Source organism: Nitrospirota bacterium, from assembly GCA_040755395.1.
In the GTDB taxonomy this organism is placed as follows: domain Bacteria; phylum Nitrospirota; class Nitrospiria; order Nitrospirales; family Nitrospiraceae; genus DATLZU01.
Map to the genome: position 1 here is coordinate 643,657 of JBFMAX010000001.1, position 24,670 is coordinate 668,326.

At 61.3% G+C, this 24,670-nt stretch carries 34 protein-coding genes and 1 tRNA gene; 12 read left to right on the forward strand and 23 right to left on the reverse strand.

The annotated features are described in order from the left end of the window. The 7 genes from AB1555_03210 to AB1555_03240 form a co-directional block, all read right to left on the reverse strand. A complete protein-coding gene (locus AB1555_03210; GenBank protein MEW6245702.1) occupies positions 1 to 333 on the reverse strand; it encodes a hypothetical protein in 333 nt (110 codons plus the stop codon). Between the two features lie 145 nt (positions 334 to 478). Further along, positions 479 to 1,876 carry an MBL fold metallo-hydrolase gene (locus AB1555_03215; GenBank protein ID MEW6245703.1) on the reverse strand — a complete coding sequence of 466 codons (1,398 nt, stop codon included), beginning with the start codon at positions 1,874 to 1,876 and terminating at the stop codon, positions 479 to 481. After that, a complete protein-coding gene (locus AB1555_03220; protein ID MEW6245704.1) occupies positions 1,873 to 2,730 on the reverse strand; it encodes a TIGR00730 family Rossman fold protein in 858 nt (285 codons plus the stop codon). The genes AB1555_03215 and AB1555_03220 overlap by 4 nt, the downstream gene beginning before the upstream one ends. Before the next feature lie 63 nt (positions 2,731 to 2,793). After that, positions 2,794 to 3,273, reverse strand: a complete 480-nt coding sequence (locus AB1555_03225) for a hypothetical protein (GenBank protein ID MEW6245705.1) — start codon at positions 3,271 to 3,273, stop codon at positions 2,794 to 2,796. Between the two features lie 22 nt (positions 3,274 to 3,295). Next, a complete protein-coding gene (gene bamE, locus AB1555_03230; GenBank protein ID MEW6245706.1) occupies positions 3,296 to 3,712 on the reverse strand; it encodes an outer membrane protein assembly factor BamE in 417 nt (138 codons plus the stop codon). Between the two features lie 40 nt (positions 3,713 to 3,752). Further along, on the reverse strand, positions 3,753 to 4,274 hold the full coding sequence (locus AB1555_03235; protein MEW6245707.1) for a GNAT family N-acetyltransferase: 522 nt from the start codon (positions 4,272 to 4,274) through the stop codon (positions 3,753 to 3,755). Beyond that, positions 4,271 to 4,894, reverse strand: coding sequence for a DUF502 domain-containing protein (locus AB1555_03240; protein ID MEW6245708.1), 624 nt, complete (start codon positions 4,892 to 4,894; stop codon positions 4,271 to 4,273). Before AB1555_03240 ends, AB1555_03235 begins: the two co-directional genes overlap by 4 nt. Positions 4,895 to 5,067: 173 nt before the next feature. On the opposite strand from AB1555_03240, the gene AB1555_03245 reads away from it, so the two are divergent. Further along, entirely contained in the window at positions 5,068 to 5,352 is a 285-nt protein-coding gene (locus AB1555_03245) for a Trm112 family protein (GenBank protein ID MEW6245709.1), read from the forward strand. 347 nt (positions 5,353 to 5,699) lie between these two features. Here AB1555_03245 and AB1555_03250 read toward each other — a convergent pair whose 3' ends face one another. From AB1555_03250 to AB1555_03305, 12 genes are all read right to left on the reverse strand, one after another. Further along, a complete protein-coding gene (locus tag AB1555_03250; protein MEW6245710.1) occupies positions 5,700 to 5,990 on the reverse strand; it encodes a hypothetical protein in 291 nt (96 codons plus the stop codon). A gap of 66 nt (positions 5,991 to 6,056) precedes the next feature. Then, positions 6,057 to 6,320 (reverse strand): hypothetical protein, encoded by a 264-nt coding sequence (locus AB1555_03255; protein ID MEW6245711.1) that lies wholly within the window; start codon positions 6,318 to 6,320, stop codon positions 6,057 to 6,059. 207 nt (positions 6,321 to 6,527) lie between these two features. Continuing rightward, entirely contained in the window at positions 6,528 to 6,896 is a 369-nt protein-coding gene (locus AB1555_03260) for a hypothetical protein (GenBank protein ID MEW6245712.1), read from the reverse strand. 72 nt (positions 6,897 to 6,968) lie between these two features. Beyond that, entirely contained in the window at positions 6,969 to 7,295 is a 327-nt protein-coding gene (locus tag AB1555_03265; protein MEW6245713.1) for a hypothetical protein, read from the reverse strand. Between the two features lie 450 nt (positions 7,296 to 7,745). Beyond that, positions 7,746 to 8,081 (reverse strand): hypothetical protein, encoded by a 336-nt coding sequence (locus AB1555_03270; GenBank protein ID MEW6245714.1) that lies wholly within the window; start codon positions 8,079 to 8,081, stop codon positions 7,746 to 7,748. 26 nt (positions 8,082 to 8,107) lie between these two features. Next, positions 8,108 to 8,184 (reverse strand) — tRNA-Arg (locus AB1555_03275). 154 nt (positions 8,185 to 8,338) lie between these two features. Further along, the gene (locus AB1555_03280; GenBank protein ID MEW6245715.1) at positions 8,339 to 8,647 is read right to left on the reverse strand and encodes an RNA-binding protein; all 309 of its coding nucleotides are present in this window, start codon (positions 8,645 to 8,647) and stop codon (positions 8,339 to 8,341) included. A gap of 252 nt (positions 8,648 to 8,899) precedes the next feature. Then, positions 8,900 to 9,400 (reverse strand): shikimate kinase, encoded by a 501-nt coding sequence (locus tag AB1555_03285; GenBank protein MEW6245716.1) that lies wholly within the window; start codon positions 9,398 to 9,400, stop codon positions 8,900 to 8,902. Then, entirely contained in the window at positions 9,397 to 10,251 is an 855-nt protein-coding gene (locus tag AB1555_03290; GenBank protein ID MEW6245717.1) for a shikimate dehydrogenase, read from the reverse strand. Before AB1555_03290 ends, AB1555_03285 begins: the two co-directional genes overlap by 4 nt. 72 nt (positions 10,252 to 10,323) lie before the next feature. Further along, positions 10,324 to 10,662, reverse strand: coding sequence for a hypothetical protein (locus AB1555_03295; protein MEW6245718.1), 339 nt, complete (start codon positions 10,660 to 10,662; stop codon positions 10,324 to 10,326). Between the two features lie 11 nt (positions 10,663 to 10,673). After that, entirely contained in the window at positions 10,674 to 11,429 is a 756-nt protein-coding gene (locus AB1555_03300; GenBank protein ID MEW6245719.1) for an SDR family oxidoreductase, read from the reverse strand. Beyond that, a complete protein-coding gene (locus tag AB1555_03305; protein ID MEW6245720.1) occupies positions 11,426 to 12,304 on the reverse strand; it encodes a tRNA (adenine-N1)-methyltransferase in 879 nt (292 codons plus the stop codon). The genes AB1555_03300 and AB1555_03305 overlap by 4 nt, the downstream gene beginning before the upstream one ends. A gap of 294 nt (positions 12,305 to 12,598) precedes the next feature. On the opposite strand from AB1555_03305, the gene AB1555_03310 reads away from it, so the two are divergent. The 8 genes from AB1555_03310 to AB1555_03345 all read left to right on the forward strand — a co-directional run bounded on the left by AB1555_03310 (position 12,599) and on the right by AB1555_03345 (position 20,368). Then, on the forward strand, positions 12,599 to 13,819 hold the full coding sequence (locus AB1555_03310) for a nodulation protein NfeD (protein MEW6245721.1): 1,221 nt from the start codon (positions 12,599 to 12,601) through the stop codon (positions 13,817 to 13,819). Between the two features lies 1 nt (position 13,820). Next, positions 13,821 to 14,591, forward strand: coding sequence for a slipin family protein (locus AB1555_03315; GenBank protein ID MEW6245722.1), 771 nt, complete (start codon positions 13,821 to 13,823; stop codon positions 14,589 to 14,591). A gap of 291 nt (positions 14,592 to 14,882) precedes the next feature. Next, positions 14,883 to 16,148: a sigma-70 family RNA polymerase sigma factor gene (locus AB1555_03320; GenBank protein ID MEW6245723.1), complete on the forward strand. Its 1,266-nt coding sequence runs from the start codon at positions 14,883 to 14,885 to the stop codon at positions 16,146 to 16,148. A 279-nt stretch (positions 16,149 to 16,427) separates the two neighbouring features. Continuing rightward, the gene (locus AB1555_03325) at positions 16,428 to 17,444 is read left to right on the forward strand and encodes a trypsin-like peptidase domain-containing protein (protein MEW6245724.1); all 1,017 of its coding nucleotides are present in this window, start codon (positions 16,428 to 16,430) and stop codon (positions 17,442 to 17,444) included. A 64-nt stretch (positions 17,445 to 17,508) separates the two neighbouring features. Continuing rightward, positions 17,509 to 18,225: a lipoyl(octanoyl) transferase LipB gene (gene lipB / locus AB1555_03330; protein ID MEW6245725.1), complete on the forward strand. Its 717-nt coding sequence runs from the start codon at positions 17,509 to 17,511 to the stop codon at positions 18,223 to 18,225. A gap of 87 nt (positions 18,226 to 18,312) precedes the next feature. Beyond that, positions 18,313 to 19,569 carry a Glu/Leu/Phe/Val dehydrogenase gene (locus AB1555_03335; GenBank protein ID MEW6245726.1) on the forward strand — a complete coding sequence of 419 codons (1,257 nt, stop codon included), beginning with the start codon at positions 18,313 to 18,315 and terminating at the stop codon, positions 19,567 to 19,569. A gap of 70 nt (positions 19,570 to 19,639) precedes the next feature. Beyond that, positions 19,640 to 20,032 carry a hypothetical protein gene (locus tag AB1555_03340; GenBank protein MEW6245727.1) on the forward strand — a complete coding sequence of 131 codons (393 nt, stop codon included), beginning with the start codon at positions 19,640 to 19,642 and terminating at the stop codon, positions 20,030 to 20,032. 129 nt (positions 20,033 to 20,161) lie between these two features. Further along, positions 20,162 to 20,368, forward strand: a complete 207-nt coding sequence (locus AB1555_03345) for a hypothetical protein (protein MEW6245728.1) — start codon at positions 20,162 to 20,164, stop codon at positions 20,366 to 20,368. A gap of 54 nt (positions 20,369 to 20,422) precedes the next feature. On the opposite strand, the gene AB1555_03350 is transcribed toward AB1555_03345, so the two are convergent. Then, a complete protein-coding gene (locus AB1555_03350; protein ID MEW6245729.1) occupies positions 20,423 to 20,878 on the reverse strand; it encodes a group 1 truncated hemoglobin in 456 nt (151 codons plus the stop codon). 194 nt (positions 20,879 to 21,072) lie between these two features. Here AB1555_03350 and AB1555_03355 point away from each other — a divergent pair, with 194 nt between their 5' ends. From AB1555_03355 to AB1555_03365, 3 genes are all read left to right on the forward strand, one after another. After that, complete coding sequence (locus AB1555_03355; GenBank protein MEW6245730.1) at positions 21,073 to 22,014, forward strand: LysR substrate-binding domain-containing protein; 942 nt, start codon at positions 21,073 to 21,075, stop codon at positions 22,012 to 22,014. A 188-nt stretch (positions 22,015 to 22,202) separates the two neighbouring features. Next, positions 22,203 to 22,730 (forward strand): hypothetical protein, encoded by a 528-nt coding sequence (locus tag AB1555_03360; protein MEW6245731.1) that lies wholly within the window; start codon positions 22,203 to 22,205, stop codon positions 22,728 to 22,730. A gap of 103 nt (positions 22,731 to 22,833) precedes the next feature. After that, a complete protein-coding gene (locus AB1555_03365) occupies positions 22,834 to 23,187 on the forward strand; it encodes a hypothetical protein (GenBank protein ID MEW6245732.1) in 354 nt (117 codons plus the stop codon). A gap of 2 nt (positions 23,188 to 23,189) precedes the next feature. Here the strand turns inward: AB1555_03365 and AB1555_03370 are convergent, their stop codons facing one another. Genes AB1555_03370 through AB1555_03380 form a run of 3 tightly spaced genes read right to left on the reverse strand, consistent with a single transcriptional unit; the run spans position 23,190 to position 24,587 of the window. Further along, positions 23,190 to 24,116: a D-alanyl-D-alanine carboxypeptidase family protein gene (locus AB1555_03370; protein ID MEW6245733.1), complete on the reverse strand. Its 927-nt coding sequence runs from the start codon at positions 24,114 to 24,116 to the stop codon at positions 23,190 to 23,192. A gap of 47 nt (positions 24,117 to 24,163) precedes the next feature. After that, on the reverse strand, positions 24,164 to 24,352 hold the full coding sequence (locus tag AB1555_03375) for a hypothetical protein (GenBank protein MEW6245734.1): 189 nt from the start codon (positions 24,350 to 24,352) through the stop codon (positions 24,164 to 24,166). A 34-nt stretch (positions 24,353 to 24,386) separates the two neighbouring features. Continuing rightward, positions 24,387 to 24,587: a hypothetical protein gene (locus AB1555_03380; protein MEW6245735.1), complete on the reverse strand. Its 201-nt coding sequence runs from the start codon at positions 24,585 to 24,587 to the stop codon at positions 24,387 to 24,389. Positions 24,588 to 24,670: the final 83 nt, after the last annotated feature.

The window sequence follows — 24,670 nt, forward strand, 5'->3', positions numbered from 1 at the left end:
TCAGCCACGACGGTCCTTTCCGTCCGTCAAACGGGCCCGACACTGCGGACATCGTTCCAGCGCAGCCAGATCGATGACCCAGGAACTGTGCGGACGGGTCGTGGCCATGGTCCAGACCAGCTTGGCCAGGCAATGGGGGCAACGGAGCGCCGCGGTGAACCACGCGAATGTGGCCACGCCCAGGAACAGGCCACAGGCGACCAGGGCCATAAACTGGCCATCTCTCCCCGCGAGCGAAAAGAGGGCCAGGGTGAACGACCCTAAGGAAGCGCCGAACCCCCCGACGGCGACATAGAGCTTCCAGCCTTGCCCCGTCTCGATGATCCAGTTCATCTCTTCAGCAGTCTTTCTGAGCCTCCCGCTCACCCACGTATGATGAAAATCATGGCTGGGCGAGGGGCAAAGGGCAGGGGGTTCAATTCCCCGCTACTGGCCCTCTGGCCTCGGGCCTCTCGCCTCAAGTCTTTAACCTCGCGCCTCATATCTCGTGTGACGATCCGCGCTCCGGCACGATCACGTCCATGCGCGGATGCTCGGCTTTGATGGCCGCCGCCAGCGAGAGCGCTTGTTTTTCTTCGCCGTGCACGACAAACGTCTTGGCCGGCGCCGGCTTGATCGATCGGACATAGGCCAACAGGCCCTTGCGGTCCGCATGGGCCGACAGGCCGTTGAGGCGGACCACCTGCGCGCGGCGCGGCGTCGGCACGCCGAAGATCGGCACCACGTCCCAGCCCTCGATCAACTTGCGCCCCAACGTGTGTTCGGCCTGAAAGCCGACGATCACGACGATGTTGGCTTCGTCCTGGACGGCGTGCTTCAGATGATGCAGCACCCGTCCGCCCTCGCACATACCCGACGAGGCGATGATGACGCAGGGTCCCTTCATCGCGTTCAGCCGCTTGCTCTCGTCGACGGACGACACGTAGCGGATGTAGCGCGCGGCGAAGGGGTCGCCCTCCGAGGCGAACGTGCGGAGCGTCTCCTCGTCGAAACATTCCGGATGCCGGCGGAAGATCTCCGTCGCCTTGGCGGCCAACGGCGAGTCGATGTAAATGGGTAACGGATCGATTCGCCCTTCGCGGACCAGTTCCTTGATCCGCATCACCAGTTCCTGAGTCCTCCCAATCGCGAACGCCGGCACGATGATTTTGCCGCGGTTCAACTTGGCCTGGGCGAACACCCGCGCCACTTTGGCGTTGAGCGAGGCCCCGGCGTCCTCGTGGAGCCGGTCTCCATAGGTCGATTCGATGATCAGCACATCGCAGGCCGGCGGCGCCGCGGGATCCCGGAGGATCGGCATGCGCGGCCGTCCCAGATCACCGGTGAAGAGGACGGTCGCCGTATTTCCGCGCGCCGTATGCATGAGCCGTATGGCGGCCGAGCCGAGGATATGGCCGGCATCGTGGAACGAGGCGCTCATTCGCGGGCCGACCTTGATCACATCGCCATAGCGGGCGCCCGCGAAACGCCGCGCGATCGCCCGGACATCGTCGGCATCGTAGAAGGGTCGGAGACACCGCCGCCCCTTGCGCCCTTCCTGTCTGTTGACGTACTCGCAGTCGCTCTCCTGGATGCGGGCCGAATCCTCCAGCATGACCCTGGTCAGGTCGCCGGTGGCGGGCGTCACGTGCACCCTGCCGGCAAACCCGTGCTTGGTCAAGACGGGCAGGGCGCCGGAATGGTCGATGTGGGCGTGCGAGAGGAGCACCGCGTCCACCGCCTTCGGATCGAAGCCCAGAAAGCGGTTTTGTCGGTCCGCTTCCTGGCGGCGGCCTTGGAACAGACCACAGTCCAACAGGACGCGGCAACCGGGGGTCTGGATCAGGTGCCGGCTGCCCGTCACCGATCGCGCGGCGCCGTGAAAAGAAATGATCATGCAGTTCGGTCGATCCGGTGGCGAGCGGCGATCAAATCCCAGGCCTCCCGGGCCGTCTCGGCGTAGTGAAAGAGCGTGAGGTCTTCCGGACTGACCAAACCTTCCTCGACCAGCATCGACCAGTTGATGAGCCGTTCCCAGAACGCGCGCCCCACCAGCACGACGGTGACGCCGGTCACCTTGCCGGTCTGGAGCAACGTCAAGGTCTCGAACAGCTCATCCAGCGTGCCGAACCCGCCGGGAAAGGCCACCAAGGCCTTCGCGCGAAGCAGGAAGTGCATCTTGCGCAGCGCGAAGTAGCGGAACTGAAAGCACAGCGACGGCGTAATATACGGGTTGGGCCGTTGTTCATGCGGCAGGGTGATGTTCAAGCCGACGGACTTCCCTCCCGCGTCGGCCGCGCCGCGGTTGGCCGCCTCCATAATGCCGGGGCCCCCACCGGTGACGACCACAAAGTCGCACACGCCGTTGACCTGGCAGGTGGAGGATACCAGTCTGCCGAACTCGCGCGCTTCGTCGTAATAGCGGGCGAGGGCCAGGTGCCGGAGCCCGATTTCGACCGCCCGCCGTCTTTCCGGGTCGTTCGGCTGCGCAGCCAGCTCGGCTTCTGCGCGGGCCAGGATGTCCTTCGCCCGGGCCGAGTCGACGAGTCGCGCGCTGCCGAAGACCACGATGGTGGAACGAATGCCCGCTTCTCGCTGAATCAGCTCGGGCTTGAGGAGTTCGAGCTGCAGCCGCAAGGGGCGCAGTTCGTCGCGTTGCAGGAATTGCACATCCCGGTCGGCGGGAATGTAGGAAGGAGAGCGCAACAGCGCGTCGGTCGTCCGGTCGTTATCGGAATCGCGGGCGCTCATCCGGACGGCATTATAGCGGGACGCCTCTCATGCGGCAATGTGAGGGACCTGGCGCCTGACAGATCAGAAAGGCCACGGATTGAAGCTGGAGTTGCTGGTATGTTTCGCGAACGCATGCTCGCGAACAACCCACCGGGAGTCGAACACAACCTCAAACACATCCGTCCCAAGGCCACCTGCGGAGAGGATCAAATCAGGGGAAACCGTCAACCAAAACCGGGCCGGCCAACCGAAGTTGACCCGTGAATACTTGGCGTCTCGAAAGTGATACAGAACGGCCGCGCCTCCGTCCAAGCCGGCCAGTTCGTCGGGAGCCCCGAGATGCTTCACGACATCGGCGAGCGTGGTTTGCCCCGGGACAATGAAGGCGATGTCCTCCTGGCGTATCGGGTCGTTGATCGAGAGTCGAGCGACGGTCGCGAACCCGCAGCCTGATAGCCCCAACGGCACGAGGCACGCGGCAAGGGGCAAGAGATGGAGGCCAAGGGCCAAAAGCCGACGAGCAAGGCCGATCGCTTTAACGCTTGCACGTCGTTCTCCCATCGCCGCTTGCCTCTCGTCCTCTTTAGTCACCGAACGGCCAGAACTGGAATTTCAGCCGATCCGTACGCCTGCCGAACACCACGTCTTCGACGACCCCGTCGCGATTGAACAGGATATACAGGTCGTCGCTCTTGATGTTGACCCGTGAAAAGTTCACCAGGAGGAGCAGAAGGCTCCCTGACTTCAGATCGTAACGGTAATATTGGAAGATGTCGTGACCATTGGCTTGAACGATCCGATCGGGCGCTCCCAGAACCGAAACCACTTCCGATCGGGTGGTGGCCCCCTTTTTGATCTTCTCCACGTCCTCCGGCTTGAACTCGTCGCCCAGGTTGCCCCTGCTGAAGGCGCAACCGCTCGCAAAGAGCAGGCAGAGGCAGAACCATAGACTGATCGTTCGAAGATTGATGCCCCTGGGAACTGCGCGTCTCGGGAACACGGAACAGACCTCCTCTCCTGAACGGCGTTGCAAACGTCCGTCACGGCGCGGGAGTCGCTTGGACTCCCTTCGACAGCACAAAATCTTCCTCGAACACGGCATAGGCGGTGCGCGAGAGACCGACCCGTTGGTAGACGGTCTGCGCCACGCGATTACCGTCTTCGACGTAGAGACGAACTCCGCACACATCCCTTTGCGCGCGGGCCTGGCTGACGATCGTCTCGTGCATGCGCCGATAGACGCCCTGCCGGCGCCACGCGGGGTCGACGTAGACGCTTTGAATCCACCAGAACTGGGCGTTGCGCCAGTCGCTCCATTCATAGGTCACCAGGAGCTGGCCGACGATCACCGGCGGAGTCCCTTCCTGATGCACTTCCGCCACATTGAAAAAACCTCGTTCCGTCGACTGCAAGACGGCCAGCGTGCCGAGCCGCAGTCGATCCCGGTCCAAGGTCCGGCCTTCCGTTTCGAGCGCCATGGCCGCGCTGAACGACGCGATGACGTCCGCGTCTTCCAGCCGGGCGCGTCGGACGATCAGCCGATCGATTAGCGGCTTGGTCATACGCTTCCCCTCGGATCGGCAAGCCAGCCCCGAGCCGGTTTGTAGAAGCCGGCCGAGAACTCCATCTTCATGGCATCCTCCGGCAGCAGATTGATCGGACGGACGTGGTGACGCGGGACAAACGCCAGATATCCGGTGAACGGATGGATCGCCGTCGGGACGAACACCATCACCAGCTCGGCCCCCGGAGCGACTTGCAGCGGCGCAGGAGCCGATCCCATCACGAACCCCAATGCCCAGAGTCCGTCGCGCGGAAACGGAAAGGCCACCACGGTGCTGCGGCCGAATCGGGATCGGAAGTTGAACAGGTCCGTCATGCCCTTGAGCGTCAGATACACGCTGCGCACGACCGGGATGCGTTCCAACCAGTCTTCGGCGCGACGAAACAACCGCTGTCCCAGAACATGGGTTGCGATCACGCCGCCGAGGAGAATGAGCGCGAACAACGTCAGCACGCCCAATCCGGGAACGCCGGATGCGATGCGGGTGCCCAGCAGGTCCACGATCAGCTCGTCAAGCGCCGCGAACAGCGTGGAAAGGATCAGGAACGTGGCCCAGGCCGGCACCAACAGCAGCAAGCCGGTCAGCCAGTGACGCCACAGTTTCCGAGGTCCGGTCATGACACTCCTCCAGAACGAGCGCCCCCCAGTGTAGCAGATTTCGCCCGACCGGATGAAACCTCTGGAAGTCCGACCGGCGCCTTGATCTTTCGATGGGGTTGCACTATCCTCTCCTTCGCGTTTCGGTTTTCGGCCGAGATGTCGACAATCTCAACGCGGGGGGGGAGGCTGGTATGGGAGAGGCGACGGGTAAACGGGTCAACATCGCTCCGGATCTGCTGGCCATTCTCTGCTGTCCGGAAACCAAACAGGAGGTCAGCTTGGCCGACGAAACCCTGGTCGAGAAGCTGAACGCCGCCGTTGAGAGAGGCGAACTGAAGAATAAGGCCAAGAAGCCGGTAACTGAAAAGTTGGACGGCGGCTTGGTCCGGGCCGACCGAAAAATCGTCTATCCCGTCCGGGAGGATATCCCGGTGATGCTGATCGAAGAAGGTATTCCGCTCGACCAAATCGCCTGACCACATCTCGCTCCCCTGGATTGCGTTCCGCTTGTCCGTCCGCGCTCTTCCGCACGGCCCTTCTTGGAAATCTTCGAGCGTTCATGGACGGGCTGTTTGCTTCCAACATAGCCATCAGGTATCAGCCGCCAGCTATCAGTTTCACCCTCGCCGATCCCTCCCCCTCGTGAAGGAGAATAAACGAGTGGGGGATTTTCGCGGCACCTGTTGCTCCCGGTACCCGTTGCTCTGCCCGTTGCCACTGATCGATCAGGGTGAGCCCATGATGGCTGTTTCATGACTCCAGGGATTCGTAGATGGCGAAAGGGGTACCGACCAGCACGTGCTGGGATCGGTCGAAGCGGAGGTCACGGGCGGAAGAGCTCTGTCTCGACGCGCTGGTTGTCGGTTTTCGACCCGGTCGACGTGCCGCACCGGGTGCAGAGATACTCGTAGAGGTTTCCGGACGGCAACACCAGCAGCAGGCGCTCGCGCGTAGGAGTCGCCTGATGGCAATGGGGGCAGTAAAGCAGCGAAGCTTGAAAGGACCCGTATTGGTCGATCGGGCCAGTTGCGCCCTTCGTTCCGTACGGCGCTCCCGCCCGTCCGGCCGGCGCGGCAGGCCGGCCAGTCCCGGGTCTGCTGTGCGTGCTCGACATAGCCGAATCTTATGCGGCGCGTTGGATCAAGGTCAATATGTGAAGCGCCCTTGCCCGCCGAGCGTGTTATTGGGCGGGCCAAGGCGGCCGGCCTTTTTCCGAGACTTTCTGGCGGCCTCGATAGAGCCACCAAACGGAACGGCTGAACTGGACCACGACGTACACGGCAAGGCCCATGAGCAGACCATAGAATCCGGCATGGCTCCATGGCCAGAGTTCCGGCGCATGCAGCACCACACCCAACGCGATGTGCCCTCCAAGGCCCAGACAAATCGCGAAGATGATCCACTCTCGCGTCATGGGATTCTTGGCCAAGAATCCTGAACCCATACCGTACCCTCCGCGTCGACTTGTCGGTATGCCGCGGCCAGGACTCTCCTGGGTGACGGTTGAACAACACGTCCGTCACCGCTTCGAAGTCCTGCAGATTGCCGCTCGACAGGCACGACCTTCCGCCGATCGGCCGACGACACCTCTACCCCACCGCCCCTGAAAAATAAGGCGCGGTCAAGGAACCGAGCGGCACGTTGGCGAAGGTTACACCGAACTCTTGGCGGATTCGATCTCGGTCGCGGTAATGAGGCTGGACAGATAATCTGCCACGAAGGTGAGCGCCTCCTCACGTCCGTCCGCCCGTCGGCCTTTCTCGCGGCGCTGCACCGACAGTTCATGATCCAGGTCGGATTTGACGTCGGTCAGTACCCGTTGCAGGGAAGAGGGCGTCAGGTTGGCGTCCATGTCCTCGAGTTCCTGGCACCGGTCAAGAACCCAGTTCAGGCCTTCGATCCGGCCCGCATAGTGTTCCTGTTCGGCGGTGTCGATTCTCGCCATGGTGGTGGCAAAGGTCTGCGCCTCATATACCAGATTGTAAAAACTGGTCACAGCTCGTTGAAGCGTCGGATTCATACTTCTCCTCGTGTCAAAAATATACCTCATTATACATGAGAACGGAGCGACGACAAGCGGTATTTTGCGCGGTTACGTGAACAGCAAGGAGTGGAATTCGTTCATAAATCCGTAGTAGAGGGGAGCGAAATCCTTCAGGCTGTCGGGGCTGGTCTCCTTCAGACGCTTGAAAAAGAAGACTTGGTACCGGGGATCTAATTGTTCCAACAACTTCCCCAGTTGGGCCATGGTGTAGCTGCCGGCAGGAACGCTGAGGACATAATGCACCAGCCGCTCGACGAACTGCTGCGCCACGTATTCGCTCGTGATCAGGCCCTCGGGAAGCTTTCCGGTCGCGAGAAATTCATCAAACGGCACGGCCTGTGCCGCGAAGGGCACAGACGGTCGAGGCGGGGTCACTCTGAGTTCCTCCGAAGCGACAACCAATTCCTACGGCTCGGTCCATCACTGTACTGAAGCCCTCCGTCATCGTCAAGCCTTCACCTGAAGCCTTCAATTGAGGGCGGAACGCAGCGAGTCCGTTGCAATCGGCGGAAGAGGCGCGTACCTTCTCGGATACGCCGCTCCATCCGAAACTGGCAGCCGCAGGTTTCATGAAGAAGGGACTGAGCTATGCGAAGATGGGCGAGCGCGCACGATTTGGACAAACCGCTGGAACTCGTCGTCGCTCAGTTCCCCGAGACCCAGGAAGCCGGGGTGCGCGAGAGAGCTTGAGGCTTCCGAGCCCTTAGCGCTCACCCAGGCCGACCTTGTCCTCATCAGCTTAAGCCCTGGAATGCGCGAGAGACTGGACTCTCCTGGACGGGGTGCGCGTAACGGATAGACGGCTCATCAGTCCGGAACGTGACATCACATCGGAAGGGGGGAACTGTCCGCATACGCGCCGGACGGAGGCCGCTCAGGACCGATCGCCGCCTCACAGGCATAGCCCGGATCGAAAGGCCAGAGGAGCGTTTGGCCGGGCCATGAGCCCTTGACATGGACATAACGGAAGGTCACCCCCAAGCGGGCGGCTTCCGCCCGCATGGTCTCAATGCAGCCGCCATAGGTATACGCGCGCTTGATCAGCAGGATCGGGAGACCGGTCTGACTGTGGAAGACGGTATACTGGTCGCTACACGCGCTCAGGAAGAGCGCAAAGCCGAGAAGGAGTCGCACGATGGTCGGCGGGACGGCTCGAGCCACAGCAAACACTCCCCCGGCTCTTGTGATGGTGCGCCCGGCAGGACTTGAACCTGCGACCTGCGGGTTCGAAGCCCGACGCTCTATCCAACTGAGCTACGGGCGCACGAAGCGTGAGTGAATCACTTCGGCCCGACCTTGTCAAGGCGCGGGGTTCCGCCGCGATAGGGCTGCGATCAGTGCCCAATAAAAAAGGGCCGCCGATTCCGGCAGGCCCTTTTTACTCCGTCGCGGGCTTGCAGCCTTCAAAGAGCCGATCTTTACCAACGATCCCGGTCTCCGCCCCCGCCGCCGGGATTGCCGCCGCCGTAGGGGCGCTTCTCCTGCGGTCTGGCTTCGTTCACGACGAGCGTCCGACCGCCCAATTGGCTTCCATTCAGCGCCGCAATGGCTTTCTGGGCCTCTTCCGGCGTGGACATTTCCACGAACCCGAATCCTCGGGACTGTCCGGTGTATCGATCCGTGATCACTTTCGCGGATTGGACGGTTCCATGCTGGGAGAACAACTCCGCCAGCTGTTGCTCAGTCGTCGAGTAGGGTAAACTTCCGACATACAATTTGTTCCCCATAGCGACCTCCGTCACTACTGTTGACATTGTCTTGGGAAGAATGGAGGAGGGAGGGAGAGACTTCCTGGCGCCAATGCAACTGCACCGTCCGGTCACTCACGCTGTCCGGCCAACTTCCTCTCGCAAGGCAACATCGAATCAGGGCCACTCCGCTTCGCTCTCCATCACTCGGCCCCGCAGCGATGAATTGCAGCAAAAAGCATAGCACGGGCCTACAAACAGATCAACAAGCCGGCCTCTCCCGGCGGGGCCTTACACCCTGGCGAGGATGCTGGCGACGACCTCTTCGACCGTTCGTCCTTCCGTCGCGATCACATGGTCTGCGGCGGCTTGGTACTTCGGCAGGCGCTGTTCCAGCACCTCCTGTATTTCCTCCGTAAAGGACTTGGTGCCGGTCAGGGAGGGACGTTGTGGATCCCCGCCTATGCGCCGGGCGATGGTCGGCACCTCCGCGGTCAGCCAGAACAGCGTCCCGTTCTTTTTGAGGACATCCACGTTCTGTTGACGGAGGATGGCGCCGCCGCCGGTGTCGATGATCAAGTCGTCCTTCCCCCACAGGTCCCGGCAGACCTCCGACTCCAGGTCTCGAAAATGTTCCCAGCCGAACCGTTGCACGATCTCGGGGATCGCCAGCTTGACCCGCTTGACGACCTCGGCGTCCGTCGAGACCAACTCCCGTCCCAGCCTTGTCGCCAGAATTTTCCCCACCGTGCTCTTGCCGGTGCCGCGATATCCAATGAGAACGATATTCATGAGAAGCGGGATTCCAGCACGGCCCGCATCACGTCGATCGGGGCTGGTTGGTTCGTCCAGAGTTCGAATTGCGCGGCGGCTTGGTTGAGGAACATCTCCAGACCGCGGATCGTTCGACAGCCGGCTGCCTTGGCGTCCTTGAGCAGACGCGTCTCCTGGGGGTTGTACACGATGTCCATGACGGCGAGACGGGCATGAAGTAGCCCGGCCGGAACACAGGTTTCCCGAATCTTGGGATGCATCCCGACCGGTGTGCAGTGAATCAGGACCTGCGCGTCCGGCAAGAGGCGACGGAGGGCGTCTTCGCTCAAGACCGCCTGGTGTACGCGGAGCGAGGTCTTGGCCTGGAGGTCGCGAACGAGACCCTGTCGCTCGACTTCATCGATTCCCAGGATGAACAGTTCCGCAACGGCTGAGTCCGCTGCCAGCGCAAAGGCGATAGCGCGCGCAGCGCCGCCCGACCCCAGCATCGCCACCCGCCGTCCTTTCAGTTCGATACCATTGTCCCGCAGTGCTCGCAGGGCTCCAGAAGCGTCCGTGTTGTAGCCGGTCAGTTTCCCGTCATCCACCACGATGGTGTTGATGGCGCCGATGTGGCGGGCCGTCGGCTCCACCTCGTCGAGAAACCGGATGGCGGAGACTTTGTGCGGGATGGTCACGCTGAAGCCGCGCGCATTTCCCAGCGCCCGGATACCGCGAACGGCGTCAGCGATATTCTCCACTGGAAAGGCCAGATACACGAAGTTCAAGCCGAGCTTTTGAAAAGCCGCGTTATGGATGGCGGGGGACAAGGAATGCTCGACCGGGTTTCCGATGACCCCGCAGAGCTTGGTCTGAGCGTTGATTTCCATACCAAGGACTTTCTCGGCGGGCAGCCGTCAGCTCTCGCCTTGCGGCTTGCGGCTTACCGACCGGTGACCACTTCATTTTTCCTTCGCCACCACCTTCAGAGCGATGTACTGGCTCCCCGCAACCTGATACGTCACGGTGACCTGGTCGCTTTTCTTTAAGTCCTTCAGGCCCTTGAGGTTTCCGCCTTCGAACACGGTCTTGTCGTTGACGACAAAGGTGAACCGGGTCCCGCTATCCGCCTTCTTCACCGCAAACTTCCCCGCTCCGGGATCGACCGACAGTACGGTACCGACGAAGTCGGTTCCCCCCTGAACCGGAACCGGGATCGTGACTGCGGTCACGACGACGATCCACAAGGCGCAGGTGAGCCACGCGGTCATAGCTGCACCCTTCTTTCCGGTTGTGTTCATGAGCCTTTCTTTCAATGCGCGGTCATGCCGCCGTCGATCGTGAACGTGCTGCCGGTGACCCAGGAAGCGTCATCGGACGCGAGATAGAGCACCATCTTCGCGACTTCCTCGGGTTTGCCGGGACGCGCGATGGGGTAATGACTCAGCACTTCGGCCGTCTGCGCCGGATTGCTCAGCAGGCTCTCGGCCATCGGCGTCTCAATGAGTCCGGGATTGACCACGTTGCAGCGAATCCCTTGCGCGGCGTAATCCACGGCGATCGCGCGGGTGAGGGCATCCAGCGCTCCCTTGGAGGCCGCGTATGCGGGCAGCAGGGGAATGCCGACCAGACTGGCGATCGAAGAAATATTGATGACCACGCCGCCGCCGGCTTTCAGCATTTCGGGGATCGCCGCCCGGGTCATGCGGAAGACGCCGGTGATGTTGACGTCGAGCACCCGCAGCCAGGTGGCGTCGTCCATCTCGTGAATCTTCTTCCCGAAGTCCCCGGTGCCGGCGTTGTTGATCAGGATGTCCAGCCTGCCGAACGTCCGGACCGTTTGTGCGACCGCTTCCCGCACGTGCGTTTCATCGGTCACCGATCCGGCCATCGTCAGCGCCCGGCCTCCTTGGCGCTTGATCTCGCCGGCCACCCGCTCCAACTGATCCTTGCGCCGGCCCGTGATGACGACCGCGGCGCTTTCCCGGGCGAACAACTTCGCGATCGCTTCGCCGATGCCGGCGTTCCCGCCCGTGATCAGCGCCACCTTTCCGTTCAGTCTGCTCACCGATTTTCCTCGTCCACGTCCGTTCGGTCGGCCCCGCTCCGGTCGCCGAGCGAATCGGCAGTTCCGCACGGTCGATCCGTCCAGAGCCCCGGCTCGACCCTGCGCGCGACCGTGATGAACCCCGAATGGGCCACCATCCGATGATCTGGGCGGACGCTTCGCCCTTGAACGGACCACGTCCGCAGCAACGTTTCAAACGTCTGGATCAAGCCGAAGCCGCCGGCTCGTTCCAGGGCATCGACGGTCTGCATGACCTGCGGCACAGTGGGGACGAAACTCAGATAGATGCCGCCCGAGCGTAAGACCCTCGCGGCGTGGGGGACGACCCGCCAGGGTTCAGGCAGATCGAGCACGACCCGATCGAAGAGGTCGCCTCCGGCCGGAAGCTCGATGCCGTCGTAGGCGTTGGCTCGGGCGATCGCGAGATTCGGGGTCGCGCCGAGATACCGTTCGATGTTCCCGACGGCGGTGCGGGCGAAATCCTCGCGGGCCTCGTAACTCACCACCGACCCTCGCGGGCCCACGGCGCGCAGCAGCGCCATCGTCAACGCGCCGGAACCGGTTCCGGCTTCGAAGACCTTCGCGCCCGGATGGATGTCGGCCCACATCGTGATGATCGCGAGATCTTTGGGATAGATGACCTGGGCGCCCCGCGGCATCTTCAAGACATATTCGCCGATCGTGGGACGCAGGGCGATCATGCGTGTGCCGCGGGAGAGCATGACGAGACTGCCGTCCGGCCTCCCGATCAGAACGTCGTGCGGGATCGTCTCGCCGCTGTGCTGAAAGGTGGCCCCCGCCTTCAGCGTCAGCGTGTAATGCCGGCCCTTCTTGTCGACGAGATGAATGCGCTCGCCGTCTTGCAACCGTGTCATGGCGGGCTCATTCTAGGAGACTGGTCGGGGCTTTGCAACCGAACCGCCGCCAGCGTCGTTCCTTGACAGGGTATCGGGTGGGCCGTATCATCCAGCTACATTCGTGCTCATTCCTACTGAATGGTCGGGAACCGAATCGCCTGTCCTCCGCATCGTGCGAGGGATTTCTCGATGAACCGTGCGGGATGCCATCCTCGGACTTCTCCCGCTCTCTGTGCACGCTCGTTCAGTCGAGCGGCTCTCGTTCTGTGCGCCCTGGTTTTATGGACCTCCGCAGCCCGGGCCGAGACGACGGTGGTCCTGGCGACGTACGAAGGCGTGATCAATCCGGTCGCCGCCGAATACGTGCATGACGCCATCGCCTTCGCGCAGGCGCAGAGCGCCTCGGCGCTGGTCGTGCGACTGGACACGCCGGGCGGGCTCGACACCTCGATGCGCGTCATCATCAAGGACTTCACCGGGTCGCCGGTTCCCATCATCGTCTATGTGGCTCCGTCCGGCGGCCGGGCGGCGTCGGCCGGCGTCTTCATCACGATGGCGGCCCATATCGCGGCGATGGCGCCCGGCACCAATATCGGGGCGGCCCATCCGGTGGCGATGGGCGGCGGCGAAATGGACAAGACAATGAAGGAGAAAGTCGAGAACGACTCGGTCGCGTACATCAAGTCCATCGCTGAACAGCGCGGCCGGAATGCCGCGTGGGCCGAGGATGCGGTGCGCAAGAGCGTGTCGGTAACCGAAAAGGAAGCGGTGAAGCTCAAGATCGTCGACCTGATCGCGGACGATGTGCCGACCCTGCTCAGGGAGTTGGACGGCAGACCGGTGAATCTCGGAAGCGGGACCGTCGTTCTGCGGACGAAGGATGCGGCGGTCGTTGAGTTTCCCATGGGATGGCGACTGGAGATGCTGAAGGCCCTCAGCGATCCCAACATCGCCTATCTGTTGATGACCATCGGCACCATCGGCCTCCTGGCCGAACTGTACAATCCGGGGGCGATCTTGCCGGGGATTGTCGGCGCGATCAGTCTCATCCTGGCGTTTTACTCGTTCCAATCATTACCGGTGAACTATGCCGGCGTGTTATTGATCCTGCTGGGCATCGTGTTTTTCATTTTGGAGGCGACCGTCACCAGCTTCGGCCTGCTGGCTATCGGCGGCGTGATCTCCATGATTCTCGGATCCCTCATGCTGGTGAAGGCCGAAGCGCCGTTCCTCCAGATCTCCTGGTCCGTGATTCTTCCGGTCGTCGCCATGGCGGCCTTCTTCACGTTGTTCATCGTCGGGATGGGGCTCAGGGCCTTGAAGCCGCGGCCGCTGACCGGCCGCGAAGGCATGGTCGGCTTGATCGGGGTGGCCAAGACGGCGCTCGCGCCGCGAGGGCAATTGTCCGTCCACGGGGAACTCTGGGAAGCGGTCAGTGAACAGCCGCTTCAGCCCGGCGACCAGGCGGAAGTCACGCGCGTAGAGGGCTTGAAGCTGTACGTCAAACCGGTTAGCCCAAAGAAAGAGGCATGAGATGAATCTGCTGTTCAGTCCGTTCGGCCTACTGGTGCTCGTCGTGATCCTCGTCCTGATGGGCTTCAACGTCCTCCGGGAATACGAGCGGGCGGTGATTTTTCGATGGGGACGCTTGGCGCGCGGGATCGTCGGCGGCAACGGACCCGGAGTCGTCATCATCATTCCCTTCATCGATAAGTTGGTCCGCGTGAGCCTGCGGACCGTGGCGATGGATGTGCCCCCTCAGGACGTGATCACCAGAGACAACGTCACGGTGAAAGTGAACGCGGTGATCTATTTTCGCGTTGTGGATCAGCAGCGGGCCATCGTCGAAGTGGAGGATTATCTGTATGCCACTTCCATGATGGCCCAAACGACGCTCCGCAGCGTGCTCGGGCAAAGCCAGTTGGACGATCTATTGGCCAAACGAGAAGAGATCAACGCGGAACTGCAGCGGATCATCGATCAGCAGACCGAGCCGTGGGGCGTGAAGGTCACAGCCGTCGAGGTCAAGAACGTGGATCTGCCCCAGGAAATGCAGCGGGCCATCGCCCGTCAAGCCGAAGCCGAGCGCGAACGACGCGCCAAGGTGATCCACGCCGAAGGCGAATTTCAAGCGGCCCAGCGGTTGGCCGAAGCGGCCAACGTCATCAGCCAGAACCCGGCGGCCCTTCAGCTCCGTTATCTGCAGACGCTGGTTGAGGTGGGCGCCGAGAAGAATTCGACCACCATTTTTCCGATTCCTATCGACATTCTGGCTCCCTTCATCAAGAGATTGGAAAACCGGTAAGTGACCGTACCGCTATAAAAAGCAATGGCTTACGGCCTTCCGTCGGCCATTCGTCCTATTCTCCTGCCCCGTTCGGTCTCCCTGCGCGCTAGGCCCATGCATCCGACGCGCCCTTTCACCCGTAGTTTCAATCAAGAGAGGGAGGTGAAACCGGGAACAGCAGGGGCGTTTTAGACCGAATCCTTTCCAACCCCCTCGCCTCTAATAGAGTAGAGCGCTGAGTGACTATTCTGTTCGAGCATTCGCCTCACACAATCCGTCACTCATTTCATGTGCACTCATAGGTGACCTATGAAGGACGAACGAGACGAGACAGTTTTCGAAGATGATCGGCCCGCTTCCACCGCCTCGAACTTGGAGCTTGAGACGGACGATTCGGAAGCCAGCGACCTGTTGGAAATGATCGAGCAGGATACTGGCGGCGCGGCGAAGTCTCCGGAAGTTTCCGGGGAACCCGAATCGAACGTCCGTCTTGAAGGACCGATGGTGTTGGAGTCCCTGTACTTCCGTTCGTTTGGCGAGCGTCCACTGCTGACCCGTGAAGAAGAGATTGCCCTCGCGAAACGGATCGACCAGGGAACCAGGGTCGTTCGGACGGCGCTCCGCACCGCGGTGAAGGTGGCTTCCCGCATGCGTAAGGCGGAGAAGATCGTGCAGGCGACGCGGACGCTGCAGGTCGTGCGTCGGTTGAGCGGTCTTTCTGCGACTGCGCTCGACCGGGCTGAGGCAAGCTTGACGATCCTATGCGAGTACGCCAAGGGTCCGGGCAGACAGGCAGCGTCGAACTTTCGGCGCTTGAAAGATCTTCGGTTGCAGGTCCGCGAAGCGCGGGCCGTCCTCGAGAGCGCGAAAGACGAGCTGGTCCGCTGCAACCTACGCCTCGTCGTCGACGTGGCCAAGCATTATACGGGGCGCGGCTTGAGCCTCCTTGACTTGGTGCAGGAAGGCAACATCGGCCTCATGAAAGCGGCCGAACGGTACGAATATCGCAAGGGGTTCAAGTTCAGCACCTACGCAACGTGGTGGATCAGGCAGGGGATCACCAGAGCCCTGGCGGACCAATCGCGGACGATTCGGATTCCGGTCCATCAGACCGAAGCATCGAACCGCATGTTGCGGGTGTCGAGACGGCTCGTTCAGCAACTGGGGCGTCCGCCTCGGATTGAAGAGTTGGCCCAGGCGCTCGGCGCTCGCCCGGATAAGCTGCATGAGACGATGCAGGCGTTCCAGGAACCCATTGCCCTGGAGAACCCGGTGGGGGACGGTGAGACCCAGTTCGGCGAACTCTTGCCCGATCTTCAGGCCGTGCCGCCCGATGCCCATGTTCATCGGACGGAGCTGACCCGAGAATTGGACCGAATCCTGGGCACCCTGACACCGAGAGAACAAACCGTCATTCGGTTGCGTTTCGGGATCGGTCAGGATGAACCCCGGACATTGGAACAGGTAGGCCAGAGTCTCTCCGTCACTCGCGAACGGATCCGGCAGATTGAGGCCAAGGCGCTGAAGAAACTGAAGGCGCCAGAGATCAAGCAGATGTTCGCGGCAATTCGCTGACGGTCATAATCGAAACGGCATTGATGCGGGCGAGGCTCAAGCCTCGCCCGCTTTGTTTTGGGCAGGGCCTGTCCGGAAAATGCGGGTCCTATCACTGACCAGCCCGGTACCCGTTGCTCGTAGCACCCAGATCGCCGCCACCCGAATGTTCATCCTGCATGGTGAGCCGAAGGCTCCTGGAGACTGCTTTCGACTTCGCTCGACTTATGAGAGAATAGAGATCGGTTTTCCCTGCGGGCGAGGCTGAAGATGGCCGTGAGAGCCTCAGGACTTCCGTTCATGGCGTGTTGTCTCAGTCTTCTCGTGGCGACATCCGGTCAGGTTCTAGCGCAGCAGGGAACGGACCTGCCGAGCGCAAAAAAGACCTTTCCCGTGCCGGTCGTCGTGGCAAAGGTTCGACCTTCGGTCGTCACGATTCTCACACGGGGGGTCCCGCCGAATCCGTCGCAACATTCTCCCTCCTCCGGCTCGGGTTCGGGCATCATCATCGATGCCGGGGGATATATCCTGACCAACAACCATCTGGTCGAAGGCGTCAAGAGTCTCGTGGTCGGGTTGCCGACCGGGCGACTCACGCCAGGCCGCGTCGTAGCGCGAGATTTTCTGCTGGATTTGGCTTTAGTCAAAATCGCCGCCGCGGATCTGGTCCCGGCGCAGTTAAGCCAATCCTTGTCGCTGGAGATCGGCGAGACGGTGGTGGCGATCGGCAACCCCCTGGCCTTGAAAGGCGGGTCATCGGTCACTGTGGGCGTGGTCAGCGCTCTGGACCGATCGGTGTTGGCGCCCAACGGCGAGACTCTCTACGACCTGATCCAAACCGATGCGGCGATCAATCCGGGCAACAGCGGCGGCCCGCTGGTCGACCTCTCCGGCCAGGTCGTCGGGATCAATGTCGCGGTTGCGCCTTCGGCCCAAGCCATCAGCTATGCCATTTCGATGGAAGCCGCCTACCCGCACATTCAATCGATGCTGGTCCGCGGCTCCGTCTTTCGCCCGGACCTCGGATTCGTTCCCGTCACGATCACGCCCAGCATCGCGGCCAGCTTCAATTTGGACGTCGACCGAGGCATTCTGGCGGTGCAGGTCGATCCGTCCAAGGCCGGCGGCCAAGCCGGATTGCACTCGGGCGATGTGATCACCGCTGTGGACAATCATCAGATCTACAACATGGGCGATTTCTGGCACGTGTTCCTCCGTCCCGGCGAGCGGGAACCGGCTCAGCTGACGGTCTATGGGAAAAACGGTCAGTTTGTCGCCACATTGCCCCGTGCGCCGTTTTTGAAGGCGGCCCAGTAACGAGCGGATTCTCACTCTGGCGAGACCCGCCCGCCACAGTTGTGGATCGAGAGAGGCGACGACGATGAAACGCTCCGGCGTCCTGATCCAACACGATGTGCTCGCCTACGAAACGGCGTGGGAACTCCAGAAGACGTTGGTCGAGGAGCTGGCGCGGAATCTCCGCCCCGACACGCTGCTCCTGCTGGAGCACCAACCGGTCTTTACGCTCGGACGCAGCACAAAGCTCGAGCACTGGGGTGGCGATGAGATGGTCCTGCGCGCCCTCGGTTGCTCCGTGCATCAGGTCGAGCGGGGCGGATCGGTGACCTATCATGGACCGGGACAACTCGTCGGCTATCCCATTCTGCGACTTACTCGCTACTGTCCGGGGCCCAGAGCCTACATGAGACTTTTAGAGGAGGTGGTCATCAGGACTTTGGCAGAATGGGGTATTCAAGGGCGGCGCTTCGAGAAATTGCCAGGGGTCTGGGTCGGACACGACCAGCCCGCAAAGATTGCGGCGATGGGTGTCCGGATCGCCCGGGGCGTGACCATGCACGGGTTCTCGCTCAATGTGACAGTGGATACGACCCCGTTCAAATGGATTGTCCCTTGCGGCATCGAGGACTGCGCCGTCACTTCGATGGCCGCATGGCTCGGGTGTCCGGTGAACATGGTGGACGTCAGGCGCCGGATCAGCGCCTTCTTCGCCGAGGTGTTCGATATCCAATGGGACGAGGTCCTCATCGGCGTCGATGCGCATGGGACGCCAGATCCGCGCGTGTCGGACTTGGACTGAACTCTGGTGGTAAAGTCGAGCAGCCCGGAGGGCGCTTAGCAAAGGAGGTCCCGGGTGAGTGATGCCATGAAGGCGATTAGGCCATCTATGAATGAGCTTGATACCCCAACCTATCGTTTAGCCGTCGCCCAGTTCGACCAGGCCGCCGAAGCGCTGAATCTGGACCCCAATCTGCGACAACGGTTGAAACTGCCGCAACGGTCCCTAATCGTCAGCATCCCCGTCCGGATGGATAACGGGACTGTGGAAGTGTTCACCGGCTATCGCGTGCAACATGATTCCTCGCGAGGCCCCTCGAAGGGCGGAATTCGCTATCACCCCGATGTGAACCTCGGCGAGGTCGCGGCGTTAGCCATGTGGATGACCTGGAAATGTGCCCTGGCCGGGCTTCCCTACGGCGGCGCGAAGGGCGGCGTCAAGGTAGCGCCCAAAAAGCTGTCGCGCTCCGAGCTGCAGCGATTGACCCGGCGGTATGCCGCGGAGATCTTTCCCTTGATCGGTCCTGACAAAGACGTGCCGGCTCCCGATGTCGGTACCGACGCCCAGGTGATGGCTTGGATTATGGACACGTACAGCCAACAGGTCGGCTACGCCGTGCAGGGCGTCGTGACAGGGAAGCCGCTTTCGATCGGCGGTAGTCTGGGCCGCGAGGAAGCCACCGGTCGCGGCGTCGTGTACGTAACCATGGAGGCTCTCCGCCATCTGAAGATGGATATTGAGAAGACGACCGTCGCCATCCAAGGATTCGGCAATGTCGGCTCCAACACGGCGCTGATTATGCAGGAGGCCGGCGCCAAAGTCGTTGCGGTAAGCGACGTTTCGGGAGGTCTCTACAACGCGAAGGGGCTGGATGTCCCTGAGTTGCTCAGGCGCTATCGGACCAACGGGCAGACCCTTCGGGACACCAAGATGGGCGACTTTCTCACCAACGAAGAGCTGCTGCAGTTGGATTGCACGGTGCTGGTGCCGGCCGCCCTGTCCGAGCAAATCACCGAAAAGAACGCGTCCAAGCTCCGCTGCCGCATTCTGGCCGAGGGAGCCAACGGGCCCACCACGCTTGAAGCCGATCGCATTCTCATCGACAAGGGGATATTCATTATCCCCGACATCCTGGCCAATTCCGGGGGTGTCATCGTATCCTATTTCGAGTGGGTGCAGGACGCCCAACGGTTCTTCTGGAAAGCCAAGGATATCCAGGAGCGCCTGCACGAGATCATTACCAACGCGTTCCATCGCACGTTGCATTTTGCATCGGCAAAGAAAACCACGATGCGGATGGCGGCGTTGATGAGCGGAATCGACAAGGTGGCCCAGGCGCATTTGCAACGCGGGCTTTATCCGTAAAGGAACGAGAAGCGTGACAGGGGGATACGGCGCACGCTTCAGATGACACGTCTCACGGACGATAGGGCACGTGATGAAGTACGTTTTAGCAGCAATCGCCGGAGTCTGGGCGGCGGACGGTCTTTCTCTGCTGCTCGCTCCACGCCATGTCATCACCAGGGTCCGGGCAGTGTTGGCCATTTCTCCCGCCGTCCTGCGGTGGGAAGCTCTGGCAACCTGTCTCGGGATCGTGCTGATCGTCTCGACGAAGGAGTTGCGGTATCAGCCGCTCTGGGTCATTACCGGGATCGCCATGATCGCCAAAGGCCTGTTCCTCGCGACGGGTCCGGAGCCTTGGCGTCGCCGGATTCTGGAATGGTGCCTCACTCGAGAAGATATCGACTATCGATTCTGGGGCTTGGGCCTCTGCGCGCTGGCGCTCCTGCTGCTCGATGCGTTGGGCTGGCTGGGAGACGCGAATTGAGGCGAGGTGGCTGTCGGCCGGCAAGGCGAGTGCGAGGACTCTATGAAGCATGACGAGATCGCCTCTTTATGGGAGATGCACCGGTCAGCCGGGTGGCCTCGTTTGTCGAGTCCCAACGAGGGCGAGCTCATGACGTTGGATACGGTGATCAGCGGCTGCGTCATCTACTATTTGGATAGTGAGGAGGGGCTGGATAAGCCGCGGGTGAACATCTTGCAGGATTGCCTCGCGGACCTCAACGGGCTTTTACCGGACCTCACTGAAGAAGTCAGCCCCTATTTCGAACGCCTCCGGCGGCTGGCTGAACTGCTGCTTCGCCCCCATGCGCCCGGCTAACCTTCACCCGGCGGGAGGGGGGCAGAGCCGGACGCCCTGCCCCGACGGTGACTCTTACGGCACCTCGACGATATCTTTCTTCATCGGTCCGAGCAGAGCCAGCAGCTCCTTCTGCTCCCGTTCCGGCACATTGAATTTATCCAAGGCGCCGACCAGATCCTCGACCAATGCGTCGAAGTCGGCGTTGGTGATCTTCATGCCGGCGTGCGTGGTTTTCATGTCCCGCCCTGTATAGGTGCAGGGCCCACCGGTGGCCATGCAGACTTGGTCGACGAGATGCCGCTTGAGCTTCGGAATGTCGGTCGTGGCAAACCGCCCGTTGATCCGGGCGTCTGCCGCCACGTTCGCGACGAACTGGTCCACCACGGCCGTAATGGCTTCCTTGCCGCCGAGCCGATCATAAAGCGACTTGGCCGGTCTTGAACTCCCCGTTCCCTCCGCGCATCCCGCCATCACGACAACGATTCCGCTGACTAGGACCCCTGTGAACCACGACCGTCTATGCATCATCCCCTCCCCTCCACAGATGAACGCCCGACGCTGCTACGGCGACCGGGCCTTGTTTGGTCCGACGAGTCCGCCGTCCCGCGGGCGGCGGCATCGGGTCGACGGATCAATCTAGGCGATCCGGAAGCTATAAATCCAATATATGTTTGTAATAAAATGAATAACAACGATCTATACCTCGATCTGGCGAACTTTCTATGGAGCTCAGGCACCTGCGATATTTTCTTGCCGTCGCCGATGCTCAGAACTTTTCACGAGCCGCGGAAACCGTGCATGTCTCCCAGCCGTCTCTTTCGGTTCAGATCCGTGCGTTGGAAGAGGAGTTGGGAGCCCGACTATTCGACCGCCTCGGGAGGAAGGTCGTGCTGACGCGGGCGGGAGAAATCTTCCGCGAGCACGCCGAACGAGTGATGAGGGAACTGGAGCAGGCGTCGCAGTCGGTTCAGGAGCTGCAAGGCGCCAGGCGAGGGCGACTGGTCGTGGGCGCGCTGTCCACGGTAAACTCCTACCTCATTCCTCCGCTCGTGGCTCGCTTCAAGCGCCGGTTTCCCGGTATTCACCTTCAGGTCCACGCCCAACCGTCGTCGGACATCGTGGCCGCACTGTTGGCCAATCGCCTGGATATGGGGATTTGCCTGCTTCCCGCCGCCGGCGATCGCTTGACAGCGACGCATTTGTTCGATGAACGGCTTGCATTAGTCGCTCCTGCGAGCTTTCCGCTCCGGAAACCTCGCCTGAGAATGCGGGAGTTGGCCGGTCTCCCGCTCGTCCTGATGCCTGTGGACTACTGTTTACGCAAAATGATCGAAGCCGAGTGCGGCAAGGCTGGCATCGAACCGCAGGTCGTTCTTGAGATGACGTCCCCGGAGGGCATTCTCGAAGCGGTGGCGGAGGGGACGGGCTTGACGATCCTGCCGGAGCTCTACGTGCGTCTTCACCTGCGCAGACGGCGACTCCGCACTCTCGATCTTATCGACCCGACACCGCGGCATTCGGTGGGGCTGGTTCATCCCACCAATCGGTATCAGAGTCTTGCGGCAAGAGAGTTCGCCCGTCTTTGCCAAGCGACCGTGAATGAATTGTTGTCCGCATCAAGGGACGTGGCGTCTCGACGGACCGGCTCGGGCACTAGCGGCTGAGAGACGGATTGCGCAGGGGAGGCGCGTTCGACAACACAGCCGGTTACGATGCGAGGAACGCCTGTGAACCTCGGTTCTTGCAAGTTGTAGGGCCGTTCGTTAAAATGTTTGTGGTATTCTCTGAGCGCCCTTCCGTACAGATCAGCCCTACCTTTACAGCGTGATCCTGGTGACTCAAGGAGGACCCGATGAATGAGAGACAGTGTGTGTTGCTCGGTTTTCTCGTTGCCTTCACCGTCGCGTGGAATCCGGCTCTCCAAGCCGAGCCGTATGAGCTGAGCAAGAACGACGTCATGGATCCGAAGGCCGTGATCAGCACCGACATTTCCCTGTTCGGAGTCAAGCTGGGCGATCCGGAAAGCAAGGCCGTGGACATTCTAGTCAACGAGAAGATCCCCGGTGTTGTGGCGGAGCAAGAAGCGACATTTATTCTCCTGCGCGATCAGCGCAAACCGACAGGCCCGATGGCGGGTGTGCGGGTGCTCGACGGGAAGGTCGATCTCATTTTCATCAACAACCGCTTTGCCTACAAGACGCGGGGTATCCTTCGAAACGTTCTCAACAGCGAAAGCCCGGACGACATCCGCAAGCTGCTCGGCAAGGAAGACTACGGCGATGAAAACGTGATGGGAGCAGTCCTGACCTACGAAAAACAAGGGGTTTTGGTGAATTATCTTGGGAAGGACGTCAATATCGAGTTTACACTTCCGCGGTAACGTCTCTCCTCCGGAGATCTGGTTGTCCGCGTCGTCACTTTGGACGTACTTTGTTCTGGCCGGCTTCCTCCTCGCTCAATCTCCGGTCGCCGCGCAAGAAAGGATGCCTGTTCCTCCTGCCGAGGGGTCACCGTTCGACGAGCGACTCAAGCTCCTTGACTTTCGCGAACCAACCACCATTCAAGGACGGGTCCGGCTGATCGACGAGGCTGAGCAGGCGCTCTGGCTCGACTGGGAAATGCGTCTGGATGTTTCCGCACCGGGCCGGAAGGAATGGCGGAAAATCGAAGGGGAGTTTCTGTTGCTCCTCTACGCGTTCGATTCGGAGCAGTTCGTGCGGCTTAGGGCCGTTGAGGTTGGGACCCCGCTGCTGCTGGTCGTACAATCTGACGAGGACGGACACCGTCGCATCCTGGCTTACCAGGATGCAAGGCTGCCTCCGCAATTTCCCCTGTGACGCTACCGGAGTGCATCTGGTCCGCCATCGAGCGCGTCAAGCCCAAAACGGATCAGGCGTGACGCGGTATTCCAACGGCGCTTGGCGTTGAGCAGCACCAGCAAGAGATCTCTCCCGTCTCGAGAGACCTTCGCGATCAAGCACCGACCAGCTTTCGACGTGAATCCGGTCTTCACTCCCTCGACGCCGGGCACGGTTCCGAGAAGACGGTTGGTATTTCGAAGCAGGTAAGGCCGGTTCCCGTTGATGGGTGTAATGATCTCCCGTTCCACCCGCACCAACTGTCTGAAGACCGGATGCCGAAGGGCGATCTCGCTCAGCTTGGCCAGGTCTTCCGCAGTGGAGTAATGATCAGGCGCATCGAATCCGCACCCGTTACTGAAATGACTGTCGGTCAGGCCCAACGCGCCCGCCTTGGCGTTCATCAGCAGCACGAACTTTTCTTCATCTCCACCCACGTGCTCCACGGCCGCCAGGCACGCGTCGTTGGCCGACACGATCAACATGGCTTTGAGCAGATCTTCCAGTCGAAACACCTGCCCTGCCTTCAGCCGCAAACGGATCTTGTGGGCGCGCGCGGCCCGAGGGCTGACGACGACTTGATCATCCAGATTGCCGTATTCCAGGATGACCAGCGCCGACATGATCTTGGTCAAACTCGCCGGCGACAGACGCTTCGAGGCTCCGAATTCGTACAGCGTCCGTCCCGTTTTGAGGTCCTTGAGCAAGACGCCGTGCGCAGGAATCCGACGCCAAGGCAATAGGCGCGGCGTTTTCACCGTCTGAACGAACTGCTCCTGTTGCGGGGGCACGGGATACGATTCGGCGCCGGCCACCGAAGCGGACTGGGCGAAACACCACGCGACGAGCAACAAGACCAGCCCGCTCGTTCTCCACCAGCGGTGGCGGTCGTCTTTTCCGCTCTCCATGGTCACAACGGCCTGCGGATATTCTTGCCGGCGATGATCAGTGAATGCTACAGCGAGTAGTATTCCCGCACTTTGGAGCCGCGGAACCCGCTCTCAAGAACTTTATGAAAAAACCGCAGCAGGTCGGCCAGATCGAGCCAAAAGCCGCAGTTCAGACAACGGGCATACAACCGTCGGTTGATAAGCGTGTAATGCCGCTCGATCATCATGAAACCGTTGCATTTCAAACAGTGCATGGGACCTGACCGCTGACGAATGGCAGCGCGCGTGTCAACGGAGCCGGTTCATGATCAGCGCAATGCAGCCGGCCAACAACCCGCCGCCCAAGATGGTGACTCCGAATGAAAGGTACGCGCTCGGGCCGTTTGCGGGATGCGTGCCGTAGAGGAGGTCTCGCACTCCCCCTTGCACCATCAGGACCGACAAGGTCGTCAGCGATCCCATGCTGAACCACCAGATAAACGTTCTCACCGGAGATCGATGTTGGATCGGCGTGATGGAAACCGGTCGCCGGTCGAAAAGCCAGACTGCGCGCGGAGGCCACTCTAACGTAG